The organism is uncultured Streptococcus sp. (assembly GCF_963511325.1).
GTDB lineage: Bacteria > Bacillota > Bacilli > Lactobacillales > Streptococcaceae > Streptococcus.
Map to the genome: position 1 here is coordinate 20,265 of NZ_CAUPII010000017.1, position 19,383 is coordinate 39,647.

Here is a 19,383-nt window from a genome sequence, read left to right on the forward strand (position 1 = left end):
GGTTAAAAGTTTAAAAATGATGCTAAATAGCGTATAATGGTAGGAGAAAGAAGAGAAAGGGATTTCAAAATGAATAAACGTTTTTTGTTGCCTGTCCTATCGACAGCCCTATTAGCTCCAGCCTTTTTAGCTGGACAAGTCTATGCTGAAGAAAATACTGGTACTTCAGAAGCTACAGAAGTTGTGAGCACTACAGAAGCACCAGTAGTAGCAGCGACTCCTGAGGTTGTTACAAGTCCGGCAACGCCAGCTGAAGAAGCTGCACCTCAAAAAGAAGAACAAGATACTGTTATCTTGCATACCAATGACGTTCATGGTCGTATCGTAGAAGAAAAAGGAGTAATCGGAGATGCCAAACTCGCTACAGTTATTGAGAAGGAGCGCGAAAAGGGCAATCAAACGACTCTAGTGGTGGATGCAGGTGATGCCTTCCAAGGTCTGCCAATTTCAAACTCTACAAAGGGTGAAGCACGTGCCAAAATCCTAAACGAGATGGGTTACGATGCTATGGCTGTAGGAAATCATGAGTTCGACTTTGGACTTGATGAAGTTAAAAAATACAAAGAAATTTTGAACTTCCCATTGCTCAGCTCAAACACTTATGTGAATGGGGCTCGTTTATTTGAAGCAGCAACAATTGTTGATAAGAACAAGGATGTTGAAGGTGATGAGTTTGTCGTCATCGGTGTGACAACACCTGAAACAGCTACTAAGACCCACCCTAAAAATGTTACAGGTGTAACCTTTACAGAACCTATTGCAGAGGTTAGCAAGGTTATCGAAGAAATTCAAGCTAAAGCCTTGGCAGAAGGCAAAGACTACAAACACTATGTTGTTCTCGCTCACTTGGGAGTTGATACAACAACACCAGTAGAATGGCGCGGTTCAACACTTGCAGAAGCACTTTCAAAAAATCCTCTTTTGAAAGGTAAGCGTGTCACTGTTATTGATGGTCACTCTCATACAGTAGAATCGACTACCTATGGAGACAATGTGACCTACAACCAGACAGGAAGCTATCTCCATAACGTTGGTAAAATCACTTACAAATCTCGTCAATTATTGGGAAATCCAAGCCAGGTACCTGCTGCAGATGCTAAGAAATTGGAAGCTAATCCAAAAATTGAAAAACTTGTCAAGGACATCAAACAAAAGTATGACGCTGAAAATGCTATAGAGGTTGTTTCAAATAGTCCAGTTGAATTGAACGGTGACCGTGAAAATGTCCGTGTCCGCGAGACAAACCTTGGAAATGTCGTCGCAGATTCTCTCTATCAGTATGGCCAAACAGGATTTAGTCATCCAACAGATATCGCTGTGACCAATGGTGGTGGCTTGCGTGAAACGATTGCCAAGGGTAAACCAATTACAAAAGGAAATGTCATTGCGGTTCTACCATTTGGAAACACAATCTCACAAATTCAAGTAACTGGTCAGCAAGTTCTGGATATGTTTGAAAAATCACTCGGCTCTATCTTGCAGGTTGATAAGGCAGGAAAAACTGTCTTGGATGAAAATGGTCAACCATTGCTAGAACCAAGTGGTGGATTCTTACAGATTTCAGGAGCCAAGGTCTACTACGATACAAACCTAGCTGCAGGCAAACGTGTCTTGGCTATTCAAGTTAAGAATCGTGCGACTGGTCTTTATGAAAAACTAGATTTGGCGAAAGTCTACTACCTAGCAACCAATGACTTCCTTGCAGCAGGTGGTGATGGTTATACCATGCTTGGTGGAGCTAGAGAAGAAGGGCCTTCAATGGATGCTGCCTTTGAAGATTACCTTAAAACAGCTGATTTGATTCAGTATGAAAAGGTAAATCCAAACTCACGCACGATTTCTGTGGACTCAAAAACATTTAAACTTCCTGAAGAAGGTAAAGAGCAAGATCCAGCTAAACCAGTAGAAGACCCAGCAACAAAACCGACTCAACCTTCTACTGTAAAAGTTGATTATAAGGTTGCAGATAAGTTTGCTAAGAAAACAGTAGTCTCAGAGAAACTACTTCCAAATACAGGTAGTGAGCAATCTATTTTCATGATGCTATTGGGTATGATTCTTGGAGCGACAGCCCTCTGGACTAGCCGTAAACAAGAAAAATAATTCTAAAGGATGAAAACATCTCAGGTGTTTTCATCTTTTTTCTTGACTCCTTGCTTGGATGTGATATACTTAACTAGTAAAGGAATGGTGCGATACTCAATAAAAATCAAAGAGCAAACTAGGAAGCGAGACGCAGGCTGTACTTGAGTACGCCAAGACGAAGCTGACGTGGTTTGAATTTGATTTTTGAAGAGTATGAAAACCTTGTATTTATAGAAATTCCGTTCTGAGAAAGGAGCAAATCATGAGACAGTTGGCAAAAGATATCGATCATTTTTTAAATGAGATTATTCTCAAGGCGGAAAATCAGCATGAAATTCTCATTGGTCATTGTACCAGTGATGTAGCCTTGACCAATACCCAGGAGCATATTCTCATGCTTTTATCAGAGGAGTCGCTCACCAACTCTGAGTTGGCGCGTCGTCTCAATGTTAGTCAAGCTGCCGTTACAAAGGCTATCAAATCCCTGGTTAAGGAGGGAATGTTAGAAACGTCTAAGGACCCTAAGGATGCTCGTGTTGTCTTCTATCAATTGACAGACTTGGCTCGACCTATTGCTGAGGAACACCACCATCATCATGAACATACCCTCTCGGCTTATGAGCAGGTTGCCACTCAGTTCACACCAAACGAACAAAAAATTATCCAGCGGTTTTTAACTGCTTTAGTAGGAGAAATCAAGTAATGAGATACATCACAGTAGAGGATTTGTCCTTCTATTATGACAAGGAACCTGTGCTTGAGCATATCAATTACAGTGTTGATAGTGGGGAATTTGTCACACTGACAGGAGAAAATGGAGCGGCAAAGACTACTCTTATCAAAGCTAGTCTAGGTATTTTACAACCGAGAATTGGGAAAGTAACCATCTCAAAGACAAATATTCATGGGAAAAAGCTAAGAATCGCCTATCTTCCTCAGCAGATTGCAAGTTTTAATGCGGGCTTTCCAAGTACTGTTTATGAGTTTGTCAAATCAGGTCGCTACCCAAGAAAGGGCTGGTTCCGTCGTTTGAATGCCCATGATGAAGAACACATCAAGGCTAGTTTAAACTCAGTTGGTATGTGGGAACATCGGGATAAACGCATTGGTTCTCTCTCTGGTGGGCAAAAGCAAAGAGCGGTCATTGCACGTATGTTTGCTTCAGATCCAGATATCTTTATCTTGGATGAGCCGACAACAGGGATGGATGCAGGTACCAAGAATGAATTTTATGAACTCATGCATCACAGTGCCCACCACCATGGCAAGGCTGTTTTGATGATTACTCACGATCCTGAAGAAGTCAAGGATTACGCAGATCGCAATATCCACCTTGTCCGTGACCAAGATTCGCCATGGCGTTGTTTCAATGTCCATGAAAATGATCAGGAGGTGGACCATGTTTAATCTATTGTCTTATGATTTTATGCAGCGAGCCTTTTTGGCTGTTATTGCCATGAGTCTCTTTTCGCCAGTCCTTGGGACCTTCCTCATCTTGCGTCGTCAGAGCCTTATGAGTGATACACTGAGTCACGTATCGCTATCAGGTGTGGCCTTTGGTTTGGTTTTAGGGATTTCTCCGACCATCTCGACCATTGTGATTGTCTTGATTGCGGCAGTCTTTCTTGAATATCTCCGCACGGTTTACAAGAGCTTTATGGAGATTGGAACTGCTATCCTCATGTCGACGGGTCTTGCAGTTTCACTCATTGTTATGAGTAAGGGTAAGAGCTCTAGCTCGATGAGTTTGGATCAATATCTGTTTGGTTCTATTGTGACCATCAGTCAAGAACAGGTAATTGGGCTCTTTGTCATTGCAGCGGTTGTTTTAATCCTGACCTTCCTCTTTTTAAGACCCATGTACATCTTAACTTTTGACGAGGATACAGCTTTTGTCGATGGTCTTCCAGTGCGTACCATGTCTATCCTCTTTAACATGGTGACGGGTGTGGCTATTGCTCTTATGATTCCAGCTGCAGGGGCACTTTTGGTATCAACTATCATGGTCTTGCCAGCTAGTATCGCTTTGCGTTTAGGGAAGAACTTTAGCTCGGTGATGATTCTTGCCAGCGTTATTGGTTTTCTAGGTATGGTAGCAGGACTTTATATTTCCTACTATGCAGAGACACCACCGAGTGCAAGTATTACCATTATCTTTGTAGTTGTCTTTTTGTTAGTCAGCTTACTCAAACGTTTTATCAAATAGGAGAAGAAAATGAAAAAACTAGGCCTACTTTTGGCAAGTCTTGTGACACTATTCTTAGTCGCTTGTTCCAATCAAAAACAAGCAGACGGAAAATTAAATATCGTCACAACATTCTACCCTGTTTACGAATTTACCAAACAAGTAGCAGGCGATACAGCCAATGTCGAGCTCTTAATCGGGGCAGGGACAGAACCACATGATTATGAACCATCGCCTAAGGCAGTTGCTAAAATCCAAGATGCTGATGCCTTTGTTTATGAAAATGAGAACATGGAAACATGGGTCCCCAAGCTTTTAGATTCACTAGATGCGAAAAAAGTAAAAACAATCAAGGCGACTGGTGATATGTTGCTTCTTCCAGGAAGTGAAGAAGAGGAAGACCATGATCACGGTGAAGAAGGTCATCATCACGAGTATGACCCTCATGTATGGTTGTCTCCTGCGCGTGCCATTAAGCTTGTAGAGTACATCCGTGATAGTCTTTCAGCTGACTATCCAGATAAGAAGGCGACTTTCGAGCAAAATGCAGCTGCCTATATCGAAAAACTACAAGCCTTGGACAAGGCCTATACTGAAGGACTTTCTAGTGCAAAACAAAAGAGTTTTGTGACTCAACACGCTGCCTTTCGTTACTTAGCTTTAGACTACGGACTGAATCAAGTTTCTATCTCAGGTCTTTCCCCAGATGCGGAGCCTTCAGCAAGCCGCTTGGCAGAATTGACCGAGTACATCAAGAAAAACAAGATTTCTTATATCTACTTTGAAGAAAATGCCTCTCAAGCTCTAGCTAATACTCTTTCAAAAGAAACAGGAGTTAAGTTAGACGTTCTGAATCCTCTAGAAAGCTTGACCGAAGAGGACATGAAGGCTGGAGAAAACTATATCTCTGTCATGGAGAAAAATCTCAAGGCCCTCAAGCAAACAACTGACCAAGCAGGGGCAGAAATTGAGCCAGAAAAAGCAGAGGAAACTAAAACCGTTCAAAATGGTTACTTTGAAGATGCCGATGTCAAGGATCGTACCTTGAGTGACTATGCTGGTAACTGGCAGTCTGTCTATCCTTTCCTTGAAAATGGTACTCTAGACCAAGTCTTTGACTACAAGGCTAAATTGACTGGTAAGATGACCAAGGATGAATATAAAGCCTACTATCAAAAAGGCTATCAAACCGATGTATCTAAGATTAATATCACGGATAATACTATGGAATTCATCCAAGGTGGCCAAAGTAAGAAATATACTTACAAGTATGTCGGCAAGAAAATCTTAACCTACAAGAAAGGGAATCGAGGAGTTCGTTATCTCTTTGAAGCAACAGATGCGGATGCTGGACAATTTAAGTATGTTCAGTTTAGCGACCACAATATCGCACCAGTCAAGGCAGAGCATTTCCATATCTTCTTTGGAGGCACTAGCCAGGAAGCCCTCTTTGAAGAAATGGATAACTGGCCAACCTACTATCCAGAGAATTTATCTGGTCAAGAAATCGCCCAAGAAATGTTGGCTCATTAAGATACGATTCACATGATAAAAGCGAACAGGAAAGTTTTCTGGTTATCAGAATCCTCTCTTGTCCGCTTTTTTGAGTTTTGTCAGTTAAAGAGCTTTTGCACTTCTTTTTGTACTTATGGCCTTATTGAATACCAAGTTTTCATTACTTGTCAAAGCCTTGTAAAGCCTTTTCGCGTTCTTCTACTTGTCCCTTGGCATCTAGTTTATTACCACCGTAAACTGCTGTTTCCCATGATCCATACATTGGATTTGGGAAGATGATGAATTTTTCACCAAATTCTTTTTGCAATTCTTCAAGTTGTTTGTCACGATCAGCTTCAGAAGTCTTAGAAAAATCTGCAAAGTCTACAAGGTTATCACCAAATAGTAACACAAGATTTGTCTTTTCTTGAACCGCTTGTCGACGACCTTCTTTGGATTTTACACCACTTTCTAGGAACATGAGGTGATCACGTCCTTGTACAGGAATACCTTCGCTTTCTAGATTTTTAATGGTAGCATCTACTTGGTCGACTGAACGGTCAGAAATATAGTAGATTTGGACACCGTTTTGATCGGCAAACTGAAGAAAATCTTTAGCACCTGGGACGGCTTTTGCTGCAGCTTTTTGGACCCAAACATCCCAATTTTCAGGTGTGAATGCTGTTCCATCTTTGACATTTTGAACTTGATAAGGACTGTTATCTAGGACCGTTTCGTCCAAGTCCAAAACAATCGAATAAGGCTTGTCTGATTCTGTTTTCAGTAATTCCTTTAGACGATCTGTAGCAACATTATAGCCTTGTAGATACAAAGCTTTTGTTTCAGCTGCTTTTTGATACCAGAGAGTTGACATGGTATTTTCTCTAGACCGTAACTGGTCGTAAGTCATTGTAATCTGATTGTCAGATGAGTTATTAGCGGATGTTTGTGTTTCTGTGGATTTTGTGGCGCAACTGGTCAATAAGATGACAGATGCAAGTGCAGAAACGACTGTAACAGTGATTTTAGCTGTTTTCATAAAATGTCTCCTGTCTATTAATTTCAATAACAGTATAGCATGAGGAAATAGTTAAGGCAAGCGTTTTCCTAAATATGGACTTAGTTTTTCAAAGAAAGATGCTGATAATTAACGGATTTAAGGAAGAGAAAAATCTTTAAAAGACCTTGAAAAATCAAAGAAAATCAGGTATAATATGAATAATCATTTGTCGTAGGTTTTGTCTGAAATATTGTCCGGACAAGGCTCACAGCAGTTAAATCTCCTGAAAAAGTCGGATTTAGCTGCTCTTTTTGTGCTTTTTTTCAGGTTTTTCGATCTTTGTAACAAAGATTTAAAGATTCTGAAAATTAGTCAAGGGGGATAAGTTGATAGGTTTTTTAGAACCATCTAACGATAATTACTAGCTTAGATCACTAAGCTTGGAACTTTAATTAAAAAGGAGAATCATCTTGGCAGGACATGACGTTCAATACGGGAAACATCGTACCCGTCGTAGTTTTTCAAGAATCAAAGAAGTTCTTGACTTACCAAATTTGATTGAAATTCAAACTGATTCATTCAAAGATTTCCTAGACCATGGTCTGAAGGAAGTATTTGAAGATGTATTGCCGATTTCAAACTTCACAGACACAATGGAGTTGGAATTTGTTGGCTACGAAATCAAAGAACCTAAATATACGCTTGAAGAAGCTCGTATCCATGATGCCAGCTACTCAGCACCTATCTTTGTAACCTTCCGCTTGATTAACAAAGAAACTGGCGAAATCAAAACCCAGGAAGTATTCTTTGGTGATTTCCCAATCATGACTGAGATGGGGACTTTCATCATCAACGGTGGTGAACGAATCATCGTATCACAGTTGGTGCGTTCTCCAGGTGTTTACTTTAATGATAAGGTAGACAAAAATGGTAAAGTGGGCTACGGTTCAACTGTAATCCCTAACCGTGGAGCTTGGTTGGAGCTTGAAAGTGACTCAAAAGACATCGCCTATACTCGTATTGACCGTACTCGTAAGATTCCATTTACGACCTTGGTTCGTGCGCTTGGTTTCTCAGGTGATGACGAAATCTTTGATATTTTCGGTGACAGCGATCTCGTTCGTAACACTGTTGAAAAAGATATTCACAAGAATCCAATGGACTCTCGTACAGACGAAGCTTTGAAAGAAATCTATGAACGTCTTCGTCCAGGTGAGCCTAAGACTGCTGAAAGTTCACGTAGCTTGCTAGTGGCACGTTTCTTTGATCCACGTCGCTATGATTTGGCAGCTGTTGGTCGTTACAAGATCAATAAAAAACTCAATGTTAAAACACGCTTGCTTAACCAAACAATTGCGGAGCCATTGGTAGATCCTGAAACTGGTGAAATCTTGGTGGAAGCTGGGACAGTTATGACTCGCAGCGTTATTGAAAGTATTGAAAGTCATTTGGATGGCGATTTGAACAAGATTGTCTACATTCCAAATGATGCTGCCGTAGTAACAGAACCAGTTGTTCTTCAAAAATTCAAGGTTGTTGCACCAACTGATCCAGACCGTGTTGTAACTATCATCGGTAATGCAAATCCAGATGACAAGGTTCGCATCGTAACTCCTGCGGATATCTTGGCTGAGATGAGTTACTTCCTCAACTTAGCAGAAGGTATTGGTCGTGTGGACGATATCGACCACCTCGGAAATCGTCGTATCCGTGCTGTTGGTGAATTGCTTGCCAACCAAGTGCGTCTTGGACTTTCACGTATGGAACGTAACGTTCGTGAACGTATGTCTGTTCAAGATAACGAAGTACTAACACCACAACAAATTATCAATATCCGTCCAGTAACTGCAGCAATCAAAGAATTCTTTGGTTCTTCTCAATTGTCACAGTTCATGGACCAACACAACCCGCTTTCTGAGTTGTCACACAAACGTCGTTTGTCTGCCTTAGGACCTGGTGGTTTGACACGTGACCGCGCTGGATATGAAGTGCGTGACGTGCACTACACTCACTATGGTCGTATGTGTCCGATTGAAACACCTGAGGGACCAAACATCGGTTTGATCAACAACTTGTCTTCATACGGGCACCTCAACAAGTATGGTTTCATTCAAACACCATACCGTAAGGTTGACCGTGAAACAGGCAAAGTAACCAACGAAATCGTCTGGTTGACAGCCGATGAAGAAGATGAGTTCACAGTAGCGCAGGCTAACTCTAAATTGAACGCAGATGGCACTTTTACTGAAAAAGTTGTCATGGGACGTCACCAAGGGGTTAACCAAGAATATCCAGCATCAAGCGTTGATTACATGGACGTTTCTCCTAAGCAGGTAGTTGCCGTTGCGACAGCATGTATTCCTTTCTTGGAAAACGACGACTCCAACCGTGCCCTTATGGGAGCCAACATGCAACGTCAGGCTGTACCATTGATTGATCCAAAAGCACCTTACGTTGGTACTGGTATGGAATATCAAGCAGCCCATGACTCTGGAGCGGCTGTTATTGCTCAGTATGATGGTAAAGTTACTTATGCCGATGCTGACAAAGTAGAAGTTCGTCGTGAAGATGGCTCATTGGATGTTTACCATATCCAAAAATTCCGTCGTTCAAACTCAGGTACTGCCTACAACCAACGTACGCTTGTTAAAGTTGGTGATCTTGTAGAAAAAGGCGACTTTATTGCAGATGGACCTTCTATGGAAAATGGAGAAATGGCGCTTGGACAAAACCCAATCGTTGCCTACATGACATGGGAAGGTTATAACTTCGAGGATGCCGTTATCATGAGCGAACGCTTGGTGAAAGACGATGTCTACACATCTGTCCACCTTGAAGAATACGAATCAGAAACTCGCGATACAAAGCTTGGGCCTGAAGAAATTACTCGTGAAATTCCAAACGTTGGTGAAGATGCTCTTAAAGACCTTGACGAAATGGGTATTATCCGTATCGGTGCTGAGGTTAAAGAAGGAGATATCCTTGTAGGTAAAGTAACACCTAAGGGTGAAAAAGATCTTTCTGCTGAAGAACGTCTCTTGCATGCTATCTTCGGAGACAAATCTCGTGAAGTTCGTGACACTTCTCTTCGTGTACCACACGGTGCCGATGGTGTCGTTCGTGATGTTAAGATCTTTACACGTGCAAACGGTGATGAATTGCAATCTGGTGTTAACATGCTAGTTCGTGTTTACATCGCCCAAAAACGTAAGATTAAGGTCGGAGATAAGATGGCCGGACGTCACGGAAACAAAGGGGTTGTTTCTCGTATTGTTCCTGTAGAAGACATGCCTTACCTTCCAGATGGAACTCCAGTTGATATCATGTTGAACCCACTTGGGGTGCCATCACGTATGAATATCGGTCAGGTTATGGAGCTTCACCTTGGTATGGCAGCTCGTACCCTTGGTATCCACATCGCAACACCAGTCTTTGACGGAGCAAGTTCAGAAGATCTTTGGTCAACTGTTAAGGAAGCAGGTATGGATAGCGATGCTAAGACTATCCTTTACGATGGACGTACTGGTGAACCATTTGATAACCGTGTGTCAGTTGGTGTCATGTACATGATCAAACTTCACCACATGGTTGATGATAAATTGCACGCTCGTTCAGTCGGACCATACTCAACCGTTACTCAACAACCACTCGGAGGTAAAGCTCAGTTTGGTGGACAACGTTTCGGTGAGATGGAGGTTTGGGCGCTTGAAGCCTATGGTGCATCAAATGTCCTTCAAGAAATCTTGACTTACAAGTCTGACGATATCAACGGACGTTTGAAAGCTTATGAAGCTATTACAAAAGGAAAACCAATTCCAAAACCAGGTGTTCCAGAATCCTTCCGAGTTCTTGTTAAAGAATTGCAATCACTTGGTCTTGACATGCGTGTCCTTGATGAAGATGATCAAGAAGTTGAACTTCGTGATCTTGATGAGGGCATGGACGAAGATGTCATCCACGTAGATGACCTTGAAAAAGCACGTAAAAAAGCTGCTGAAGAAGCAAAAGCTGCTTTTGAAGCTGAAGAAGGTGCAAAAGCGGAAGCAACAGAAGAAGCTACTGAACAAGAATAAGTAGCTCACTTAGAATAGAAAGGGAAGAAATAGTGGTTGACGTAAATCGTTTTAAAAGTATGCAAATCACACTAGCTTCTCCAAGTAAAGTCCGTTCATGGTCTTATGGAGAAGTCAAAAAACCTGAAACAATCAATTACCGTACGTTGAAACCAGAACGTGAAGGACTATTCGACGAAGTCATCTTTGGTCCTACAAAAGACTGGGAATGTGCTTGTGGTAAGTACAAACGCATTCGTTACAGAGGGATTGTTTGTGACCGTTGTGGGGTTGAAGTAACGCGTACAAAAGTTCGTCGTGAACGTATGGGACACATCGAGTTGAAAGCTCCTGTATCTCATATCTGGTATTTCAAGGGAATTCCAAGCCGTATGGGCTTGACCCTTGATATGAGCCCTCGTGCACTTGAGGAAGTTATCTACTTTGCTGCGTATGTGGTGATTGATCCAAAGGATACACCGCTTGAGCACAAATCTATCATGACAGAGCGTGAATATCGTGAGCGCTTGCGTGAATATGGCTACGGATCATTCGTTGCTAAAATGGGTGCCGAAGCTATCCAAGACCTCTTGAAACAAGTAGATCTTGAAAAAGAAATTGCTGAGCTTAAAGAAGAATTGAAGACAGCAACTGGGCAAAAACGTATCAAAGCCATCCGTCGTTTGGATGTTTTGGATGCCTTTTACAAGTCTGGAAACAAACCTGAATGGATGATTCTCAACATCCTTCCAGTTATTCCACCAGATCTTCGTCCAATGTTGCAGTTGGATGGTGGCCGTTTTGCCTCATCTGACTTGAACGACCTTTACCGCCGTGTTATCAACCGTAACAACCGTTTGGCTCGTTTGCTTGAGTTGAATGCACCAGGTATCATCGTTCAAAATGAGAAGCGTATGCTTCAAGAAGCGGTTGACGCTTTGATTGACAATGGTCGTCGTGGCCGTCCAATCACAGGACCAGGTAGCCGTCCATTGAAATCATTGAGCCACATGCTTAAAGGGAAACAAGGACGCTTCCGTCAAAACTTGCTCGGTAAACGTGTTGACTTCTCAGGACGTTCCGTTATCGCCGTTGGTCCAACTCTTAAGATGTACCAATGTGGTGTGCCACGTGAAATGGCGATCGAGCTCTTTAAACCATTTGTCATGCGTGAAATTGTCGCTCGTGACATCGTGCAAAATGTGAAAGCAGCTAAACGCTTGGTGGAACGTGGAGACGAACGCATCTGGGATATTCTTGAAGAAGTGATCAAAGAACACCCAGTACTTCTTAACCGCGCACCGACCCTTCACCGTTTGGGTATCCAAGCCTTCGAGCCAGTCTTGATTGATGGTAAGGCCCTTCGCTTGCACCCACTTGTCTGTGAAGCCTACAATGCCGACTTTGACGGGGACCAAATGGCCATCCACGTACCACTTTCAGAAGAAGCCCAAGCAGAAGCGCGTATCTTGATGCTTGCTGCTGAGCATATCTTGAACCCGAAAGATGGTAAACCAGTTGTTACTCCATCTCAGGACATGGTTTTGGGTAACTACTACTTGACTATGGAAGAAGCTGGTCGTGAAGGTGAAGGCATGGTCTTCAAAGACCGTGACGAAGCTGTCATGGCTTACCGCAATGGTTATGTTCACCTTCACTCACGTGTAGGTATTGCAACTGACAGCCTCAACAAACCATGGACAGAAGAGCAAAAACATAAAGTCTTACTTACAACTGTTGGTAAGATTCTCTTCAACGATATCATGCCAGAAGGTTTACCTTATTTGCAAGAGCCAAATAATGCTAACTTGACAGAAGGTGTTCCAGACAAATACTTCTTGCCACTAGGTGGAGATATCAAGGAAGCTATCAGCAAACTTGAGCTTAACCCTCCATTCAAGAAGAAAAACCTTGGAAATATCATCGCTGAAATCTTCAAACGTTTCCGTACGACAGAAACTTCTGCCCTACTTGACCGTATGAAGAACCTCGGTTACCACCACTCAACTCTTGCAGGATTAACAGTGGGTATTGCCGATATCCCAGTTGTTGAAGACAAGGCTGAAATCATCGAAGAATCACATAAACGTGTAGAACAAATCACTAAACAATTCCGTCGTGGTATGATCACAGACGACGAACGTTACAATGCCGTTACTGCTGAATGGCGTGCTGCCCGTGAAAAACTTGAGAAACGCTTGATTGCCAACCAAGATCCGAAGAACCCAATCGTTATGATGATGGACTCTGGAGCCCGTGGTAACATCTCAAACTTCTCACAGCTTGCCGGTATGCGTGGTCTGATGGCTGCTCCGAACGGACGTATCATGGAATTGCCAATCCTTTCAAACTTCCGTGAAGGTTTGTCAGTACTCGAAATGTTCTTCTCAACTCACGGTGCTCGTAAAGGTATGACCGATACGGCCCTTAAGACAGCCGACTCAGGTTACTTGACTCGTCGTTTGGTTGACGTTGCCCAAGACGTGATCATCCGTGAGGATGACTGTGGAACAGACCGTGGTCTCTTGATCCGTTCTATCACTGAAGGTAAAGAGATGATTGAGTCTCTTGAAGAACGTCTCAATGGTCGTTACACTAAGAAAACTGTTAAACACCCAGAAACTGGTGCAGTAATCATTGGTCCAAATGAATTGATTACAGAAGACAAGGCTCGTGAAATTGTCAATGCTGGTGTTGAAGAAGTAACCATCCGTTCCGTATTTACATGTAACACTCGTCATGGTGTCTGCCGTCACTGTTATGGTATCAACTTGGCGACTGGTGATGCGGTTGAAGTTGGTGAAGCAGTTGGTACAATCGCTGCCCAATCTATCGGGGAACCTGGTACACAGCTTACAATGCGTACCTTCCACACGGGTGGGGTTGCCTCAAATACCGATATCACTCAGGGTCTTCCTCGTGTCCAAGAAATCTTTGAAGCTCGTAATCCTAAAGGGGAAGCGGTTATCACAGAAGTCAAAGGACAAGTTACTGCTATCGAAGAAGATGCTTCAACTCGTACTAAGAAAGTCTTCGTTAAAGGTGAAACTGGAGAAGGTGAATACGTGGTACCATTTACAGCCCGTATGCGTGTCGAAGTTGGAGACCAAGTTTCTCGTGGTGCAGCCTTGACAGAAGGTTCTATCCAACCAAAACGTCTCCTTGCTGTACGTGATGTCTTGTCAGTTGAAACCTACCTTCTCGGTGAAGTACAAAAAGTTTACCGTAGCCAAGGGGTAGAAATCGGAGACAAACACATTGAGGTAATGGTTCGTCAAATGATCCGTAAAGTTCGTGTTATGGATCCAGGGGACACAGATCTTCTCATGGGAACTCTTATGGACATCAACGACTTTACAGATGCTAACAAGGATGTTCTCATCGCAGGTGGAGTACCAGCGACAGGTCGTCCAGTCCTTATGGGAATCACCAAAGCCTCACTTGAAACAAATAGTTTCTTGTCAGCGGCTTCCTTCCAGGAAACAACTCGTGTCCTTACAGATGCGGCTATCCGCGGTAAGAAAGACCATCTCCTTGGCCTTAAGGAAAATGTTATCATCGGTAAGATTATCCCAGCTGGTACAGGTATGGCACGTTACCGTAACCTTGAACCACAAGCTATCAATGAAGAGTCTTACCTAGCATCTTCTCAAGAAGAAGCTCCAGTAGATACGACTGTAGAAGAAGTCGTTGAAACTGTTGAAGTAAGTGAATAAGTAGGTGTTACTTAAGGTCTGAAATGAAAAGATTAATCATTCACTATAGATTCTTAAGAAGGATCCACTAGATAAAAAAGCGAACAAGGCAGAATTCTGATTGTCAGAAAACTAGCTTTGCTCGCTTTTTTTCAAGGTTAGACTTGTGTTTTATAGTAGATTGAATCTAGAACAGTACACTACAACTGCTAAAAATATTTCTAGAAATTAGTTTGACTTTCCTAATCTCTCTGTTCGCATCTTATTTCAATCCACTATATAAACATTTTTTCAATTTTAAATTTATAGTAGATCAAATACAAAACGGTACACTGTGAATTCTAAAAAATGCTAGAAATTGACTTAACTACTCTGGTAAATTTGTTCAGATTTTATTTCATTTCACTATAACTTGCTCTAGATTCAAAACTATGCTACAATCATCTAAAAAAGCAAGGAAATTAAAACATGAAAACAGAATATCAAAAAATGATCGCGGGAGAACCCTATCACCCATTCGACCCAGACCTCCGTTCTCTAGCACAAACAGCGCGACAAAAGCAAGCTGCTTTTAATGAAGAAGTCGACCCGGTAAAAGGCATGGAAATAATTAAAGGTTGGTTTGGGTCTACCGGAGAAAACCTTTATGTCAATCCTCGATTGGTGGTAGATTATGGAGTCAATATCCATCTCGGAGAAAATTTTTATTCCAATTGGAATTTGACCATGTTGGATGTGTGTCCGATCACGATTGGCGACAATGCCATGATTGGTCCCAATTGTCAATTTTTAACACCTCTTCATCCGCTGGATCCCGATGAACGAAACTCGGGACTAGAATTTGGCAAACCCATCAGGATTGGTAAGAACTTTTGGGCAGGTGGTGGTGTCATTGTCCTACCGGGTGTTACTTTAGGGGATAATGTCGTTGCAGGAGCAGGAGCGGTCATTACAAAATCCTTTGGTGACAACGTAGTTCTAGCAGGAAATCCAGCACGAGTTATCAAAGAGATTCCAGTTAAAGGAAATTAAAGGTTGTAGAAAGAGAAAGTGAAGTCTTTTTCAAAAGAGCTCTTTGAAATCGAAAAGCCTAACCAGTCTCAGTATCAAAAACTTATTGCTAGCAAAAAACGAGGTCGGAATTTTTATCCCAGCCTCGTTTTTCGTCTTTAGAGATTTTTTCTCTTTTTAGCTTTTTTAGTCAATGCCACATCGCATTGATCAATATTTTGTGTAAGATAGCTAGTCACTTGGAAATCATCGACCTCTGTTTTTAGCTCGACTTCATAGACAATGCTAAGGTTGTCCCCTGCATTTGTGCTATTGATCGTAATCATGTCAATTTCTGAGCAGAATTGGTCAAGAGCAGATTGGATAGCATCTTGAATCTTCTCTTGATTAGTTACCGTGATTGTTAAAAGTCTACGGCGTTGATTGTCAGTTTTTACCTGTTGATTTTCCAAAAGGAACCAAACACCCAAGATAAAGAGGGTGAAGAGAATAGCCAGGAAGAGATAGCCTGTTCCACAAGCCAAACCGATAATCATGGCAAGGAAAATCGCAATCAGTTCTCTTGAACCACTCGTTGCAGAACGGAAACGAATCAAACTAAAGGTTCCGGCTACGGCAATTGAAGTTCCCAAGCTCCCATTGACCAGAAAAATAACCAAGGTCATAAGGCAGGGAAGCAGAGTCAAGCTGATAGCAAATTCTCTGGTGTAGAGGGTCCGATATTTGTAGGTCCAAGTAAGTGCCAAACCGAGGACTAGACTGACTAGAAGTGCCAGCAGTAGTTGGAAGGGGTCTGCACTTGCAGTGGCGTTGTTGAAAATGGAATTAAATAGATTAAGCATAAGCGGTACCTGCGCTTTCTATACTGGGACGTGGTGCATAAGGAAGGCCATGAGATTTGTGGTAAGCACAACTGTATTTTGAAAATTTGTGCTCCATCAAACCATACTTGTCTAGAATGTCTTATAACCACTGAGGTTTGTTTCCAGGAGCTTTAATCTCCATAATCACAGTATTGTCATCTAATAGAGGAGCCCCTTGATTTCCTGCGAAGAGACTGACATTTTCATCTCTATAGATTAGATTTTGGTCAATGGTGATACGAATTTTATGATAGTCGTAGCCCTCGATGTATTTTTTTTCTTTTAATGAATAACGATCGTAGTAGATGTACATACGAGGCTTGATAGCCTGCTTGTAATCTTGGTGAAGCTTTTTCACTTTTTCAATGACGACTGTATCAGTAATACTAGCATCCAAGTGCCCTTTGGTCATAAAATTAAGGATAGAAATAGGAGTTGAGAGTAGTCTAAATTTGCGACCAACTCCTTCTTGGTCCTTAGTTTTGATTTCTAAAAATACTTGACTATCTGCTTTGGGTTGGCTGAGATAGGTCCGCATCCGAACCTTTTCTTTTCGTTTAGCTCCAAAATCATCATCTAGTAGGACATCAAAGTCTTCCGTATCAAAGTAGATATTTGAAATAGTTGAAATTGGATAGTCGTCTTCTACCGAATATTCCTTTAAATCTTGGATGAGTTTATCTAAAATTTCTTTGGAGACAATATATTTGGTTTCAATCCGTTTGAACCTTGTTTCGATTGGTTTCATAATTCCTTCTCCTCTAATCTTAGGTTATACTATTTTTAAACAAGGATGAACTTGTTTGGATAGGATTTTAAAGAGTTTATCTAAAACTTTTGTTAAATTTAACTTAATTGAAACTAAACTTAAGAAAACTTTCAGAAAAAGTTTAGGCTTCTTTTAGGAAAGATCCGTAGACTAAGAGCATGTAAAATGAAAGACGAGGAAACGGGCATGAAAGCAAAAAAATGGACATTCCTATTAACAAGTATAACAACTCTAGCACTGGTAACAGCATGTACCCAGTCAACTACAAGCACAAGCAATAGTGCAGCGACGACAACAGTAACTACCAATAAGAAAACATCTAGTTACTTTACAGATAAGGACTATGATACTTCTTATGATGAAAAAACAGCTGCAACTGTAACTTTGTCAGGATCAACGGCGACGGTATCAGGTGACGGAGTGGCCGTATCAGGATCTACCGTTACAATCTCTAAGTCAGGTACCTATGTGATTTCTGGTCAATCCGATGGCGTTCAAATCAAGATCGAAGCTGGAAGTTCTGATGATGTACATATTGTTCTAAAGGGTGTGACCATGACCAATACCAATGCTGCTATATCTGCAACATCAGCCGGTCATGTTTACCTAACTCTAGCAGATGGCACAACTAATAGCCTATCAGATTCAGCAACTAATAGTGACGAAAAAGCGGATGCAGCGCTCTTCTCTAAAGTGGACTTGACCATCAACGGTAAAGGAACTCTCAATGTAGATGGTAAGAAAAACAATGGTATCAAGGCAAATGATACACTTCACATCACAGGTGGAAGCTACAACATCACAGCAGTCGGGGATGCCTTTAATGTTAATGATGAACTCAACATTACCGGCACAACTATGACTATCGATGCCAAGGAAGACGGAGTTAAGGTCGACAATGATGAGGACACATCTGTAGGAACCATGTATCTCTCTGACAATACCATCACTGTTACTGCTGGAGATGATGGTATCCACGCATCAGGTGATTTGGTTATTGATAGTGGTACCTATACCGTTAAGAATTCTACAGAAGGGCTTGAAGGTAAGTCAATTACTATCAACGGTGGAGATATCGCCATCTATTCAACGGATGATGGTGTCAATGCAGCCAACAAAAATGCTCAACAAAGTGAAATTTTCTTCACTATGAATGGTGGGAACTTGACGGTTGAAGTTGGTCAAGGGGACACGGATCCAATTGACTCAAATGGTAATATTACAGTTAATGGAGGAACCATCAAAATGACTGGTCAAACTGGTTTTGACTTTGATGGAACAGCGACCTACACAGGCGGAGATATCTATCTCAATGGTGAAAAACAAACTGAGATTGTCAGTTCTATGCCTGGAGGCGGAGGGGCACCTGGCGGTGGCCCTCAAGGAAATGGAGGCCCTGGTGGACGACCATAAAATAAAAATCTCCTTTCTCGAAAGAGAAGGGAGATTTTTTTCAACTAGCTAAATTCCCAAACTAAGTTCCACCGCTAGTAGAAGTGGAAGTTAGTCTGATAAAAATTGTAAAAACCAGTGGAATTCCGTGTCAGGGTAAGTTCCACTGGTTTTACTCATGCTTGATTTCATCGCTTTTGTAGTCGAAAGGAATAGAAAAAAGAGCGCACAAAATCCCCTCATCTGAAAGCGTTTCAGATTAAGTTCCGCTATGGTGGAAGTTAGTGTGAGACGTTTGAATGGGGTTGAAGGTTAGTTTTTAGATCTTATGTTGGAGTAATTTAGAAGACTGACAGACGTCTTCTGCAGGTATTTTAGAAATGCCGAGAAGCTTAGGAATTTCTTCTCCGTAAGTAAAAGCAAAGAGTTCATAGGCTGATTTTCCATTCAAAGCAGCGCGCTTGACGCTATTGACATGTGAACAAACGAGATTGATGTCCTCTTGAGTTAAATTGTTAAAGGAAGTTCCCTTAGGTAGAATGTCGCGAATCAGCGTGTGATTTTTCTCAATTCTCCCTTTCTGGTCAGAGCGATTAGGGTCGCAAAAGAAGAGCTTGCTCTCTCCTCGAACATTCATTTCGATGTCATCAACCCTGGCAAACTCTCCACCATTATCAGTCAGAATGACAGGAAAGAGTTGGAAGAAATCTTTGTCCGCTTGGTGAAGAGTGTTCTTGATTTTATAAAGGTGTTTGGTAACCTCAAGGGCAGTTTTATTAACCAGAAGTCTAGCGAAGATAAAGTTACAGAAAGAGAGGTTGAAGGTGAGTAGGACTT

The 19,383-nt window shown here is 41.8% G+C and carries 12 protein-coding genes and 1 pseudogene; 9 read left to right on the top strand and 4 right to left on the bottom strand.

The window, feature by feature from the left end; genetic code table 11:
- Positions 1 to 69 precede the first annotated feature (69 nt).
- The 5 genes from nt5e (at position 70) to RQ973_RS06075 (ending at position 5,803) form a co-directional block, all read left to right on the top strand.
- Positions 70 to 2,103 carry a cell surface ecto-5'-nucleotidase Nt5e gene (nt5e, locus tag RQ973_RS06055; RefSeq protein ID WP_311523165.1) on the top strand — a complete coding sequence of 678 codons (2,034 nt, stop codon included), beginning with the start codon at positions 70 to 72 and terminating at the stop codon, positions 2,101 to 2,103.
- 244 nt (positions 2,104 to 2,347) lie between these two features.
- Positions 2,348 to 2,788, top strand: a complete 441-nt coding sequence (adcR, locus tag RQ973_RS06060) for a zinc-dependent transcriptional regulator AdcR (protein ID WP_045613682.1) — start codon at positions 2,348 to 2,350, stop codon at positions 2,786 to 2,788.
- A complete protein-coding gene (locus RQ973_RS06065; RefSeq protein WP_045762612.1) occupies positions 2,788 to 3,492 on the top strand; it encodes a metal ABC transporter ATP-binding protein in 705 nt (234 codons plus the stop codon). Before adcR ends, RQ973_RS06065 begins: the two co-directional genes overlap by 1 nt.
- The gene (locus RQ973_RS06070) at positions 3,485 to 4,291 is read left to right on the top strand and encodes a metal ABC transporter permease (protein WP_311523167.1); all 807 of its coding nucleotides are present in this window, start codon (positions 3,485 to 3,487) and stop codon (positions 4,289 to 4,291) included. The genes RQ973_RS06065 and RQ973_RS06070 overlap by 8 nt, the downstream gene beginning before the upstream one ends.
- Before the next feature lie 9 nt (positions 4,292 to 4,300).
- Entirely contained in the window at positions 4,301 to 5,803 is a 1,503-nt protein-coding gene (locus RQ973_RS06075) for a zinc ABC transporter substrate-binding protein AdcA (protein ID WP_311523168.1), read from the top strand.
- 142 nt (positions 5,804 to 5,945) lie between these two features.
- Here RQ973_RS06075 and RQ973_RS06080 read toward each other — a convergent pair whose 3' ends face one another.
- Entirely contained in the window at positions 5,946 to 6,803 is an 858-nt protein-coding gene (locus RQ973_RS06080) for a 5'-nucleotidase, lipoprotein e(P4) family (RefSeq protein ID WP_311523169.1), read from the bottom strand.
- 431 nt (positions 6,804 to 7,234) lie between these two features.
- On the opposite strand from RQ973_RS06080, the gene RQ973_RS06085 reads away from it, so the two are divergent.
- The 3 genes from RQ973_RS06085 to RQ973_RS06095 all read left to right on the top strand — a co-directional run bounded on the left by RQ973_RS06085 (position 7,235) and on the right by RQ973_RS06095 (position 15,543).
- A complete protein-coding gene (locus tag RQ973_RS06085) occupies positions 7,235 to 10,837 on the top strand; it encodes a DNA-directed RNA polymerase subunit beta (protein WP_311523170.1) in 3,603 nt (1,200 codons plus the stop codon).
- A 32-nt stretch (positions 10,838 to 10,869) separates the two neighbouring features.
- Complete coding sequence (rpoC, locus tag RQ973_RS06090) at positions 10,870 to 14,532, top strand: DNA-directed RNA polymerase subunit beta' (protein ID WP_311523171.1); 3,663 nt, start codon at positions 10,870 to 10,872, stop codon at positions 14,530 to 14,532.
- A gap of 447 nt (positions 14,533 to 14,979) precedes the next feature.
- Entirely contained in the window at positions 14,980 to 15,543 is a 564-nt protein-coding gene (locus RQ973_RS06095; protein ID WP_311523173.1) for a sugar O-acetyltransferase, read from the top strand.
- A 137-nt stretch (positions 15,544 to 15,680) separates the two neighbouring features.
- On the opposite strand, the gene RQ973_RS06100 is transcribed toward RQ973_RS06095, so the two are convergent.
- Positions 15,681 to 16,364, bottom strand: coding sequence for a DUF4956 domain-containing protein (locus RQ973_RS06100; protein WP_049548540.1), 684 nt, complete (start codon positions 16,362 to 16,364; stop codon positions 15,681 to 15,683).
- Positions 16,357 to 17,133, bottom strand: a pseudogene (locus RQ973_RS06105) (polyphosphate polymerase domain-containing protein). Before RQ973_RS06105 ends, RQ973_RS06100 begins: the two are co-directional and overlap by 8 nt.
- A gap of 207 nt (positions 17,134 to 17,340) precedes the next feature.
- On the opposite strand from RQ973_RS06105, the gene RQ973_RS06110 reads away from it, so the two are divergent.
- Entirely contained in the window at positions 17,341 to 18,567 is a 1,227-nt protein-coding gene (locus RQ973_RS06110; RefSeq protein WP_049548550.1) for a carbohydrate-binding domain-containing protein, read from the top strand.
- 298 nt (positions 18,568 to 18,865) lie between these two features.
- On the opposite strand, the gene RQ973_RS06115 is transcribed toward RQ973_RS06110, so the two are convergent.
- Positions 18,866 to 19,383, bottom strand: a 518-nt coding sequence (locus RQ973_RS06115) for a transposase (RefSeq protein WP_399553141.1), incomplete at its 5' end; no start/stop codon positions are given.

Excerpts from the sequence above, each read along its gene's own strand:
- adcR (WP_045613682.1), top strand. The coding sequence starts at position 2,348 with ATGAGACAGTTGGCAAAAGATATCGATCATTTTTTAAATGAGATTATT.
- nt5e (WP_311523165.1), top strand. The coding sequence starts at position 70 with ATGAATAAACGTTTTTTGTTGCCTGTCCTATCGACAGCCCTATTAGCT.
- RQ973_RS06095 (WP_311523173.1), top strand. The coding sequence starts at position 14,980 with ATGAAAACAGAATATCAAAAAATGATCGCGGGAGAACCCTATCACCCA.
- RQ973_RS06070 (WP_311523167.1), top strand. The coding sequence starts at position 3,485 with ATGTTTAATCTATTGTCTTATGATTTTATGCAGCGAGCCTTTTTGGCT.
- RQ973_RS06110 (WP_049548550.1), top strand. The coding sequence starts at position 17,341 with ATGAAAGCAAAAAAATGGACATTCCTATTAACAAGTATAACAACTCTA.
- RQ973_RS06080 (WP_311523169.1), bottom strand. The coding sequence starts at position 6,803 with ATGAAAACAGCTAAAATCACTGTTACAGTCGTTTCTGCACTTGCATCT.
- RQ973_RS06075 (WP_311523168.1), top strand. The coding sequence starts at position 4,301 with ATGAAAAAACTAGGCCTACTTTTGGCAAGTCTTGTGACACTATTCTTA.
- RQ973_RS06065 (WP_045762612.1), top strand. The coding sequence starts at position 2,788 with ATGAGATACATCACAGTAGAGGATTTGTCCTTCTATTATGACAAGGAA.
- RQ973_RS06100 (WP_049548540.1), bottom strand. The coding sequence starts at position 16,364 with ATGCTTAATCTATTTAATTCCATTTTCAACAACGCCACTGCAAGTGCA.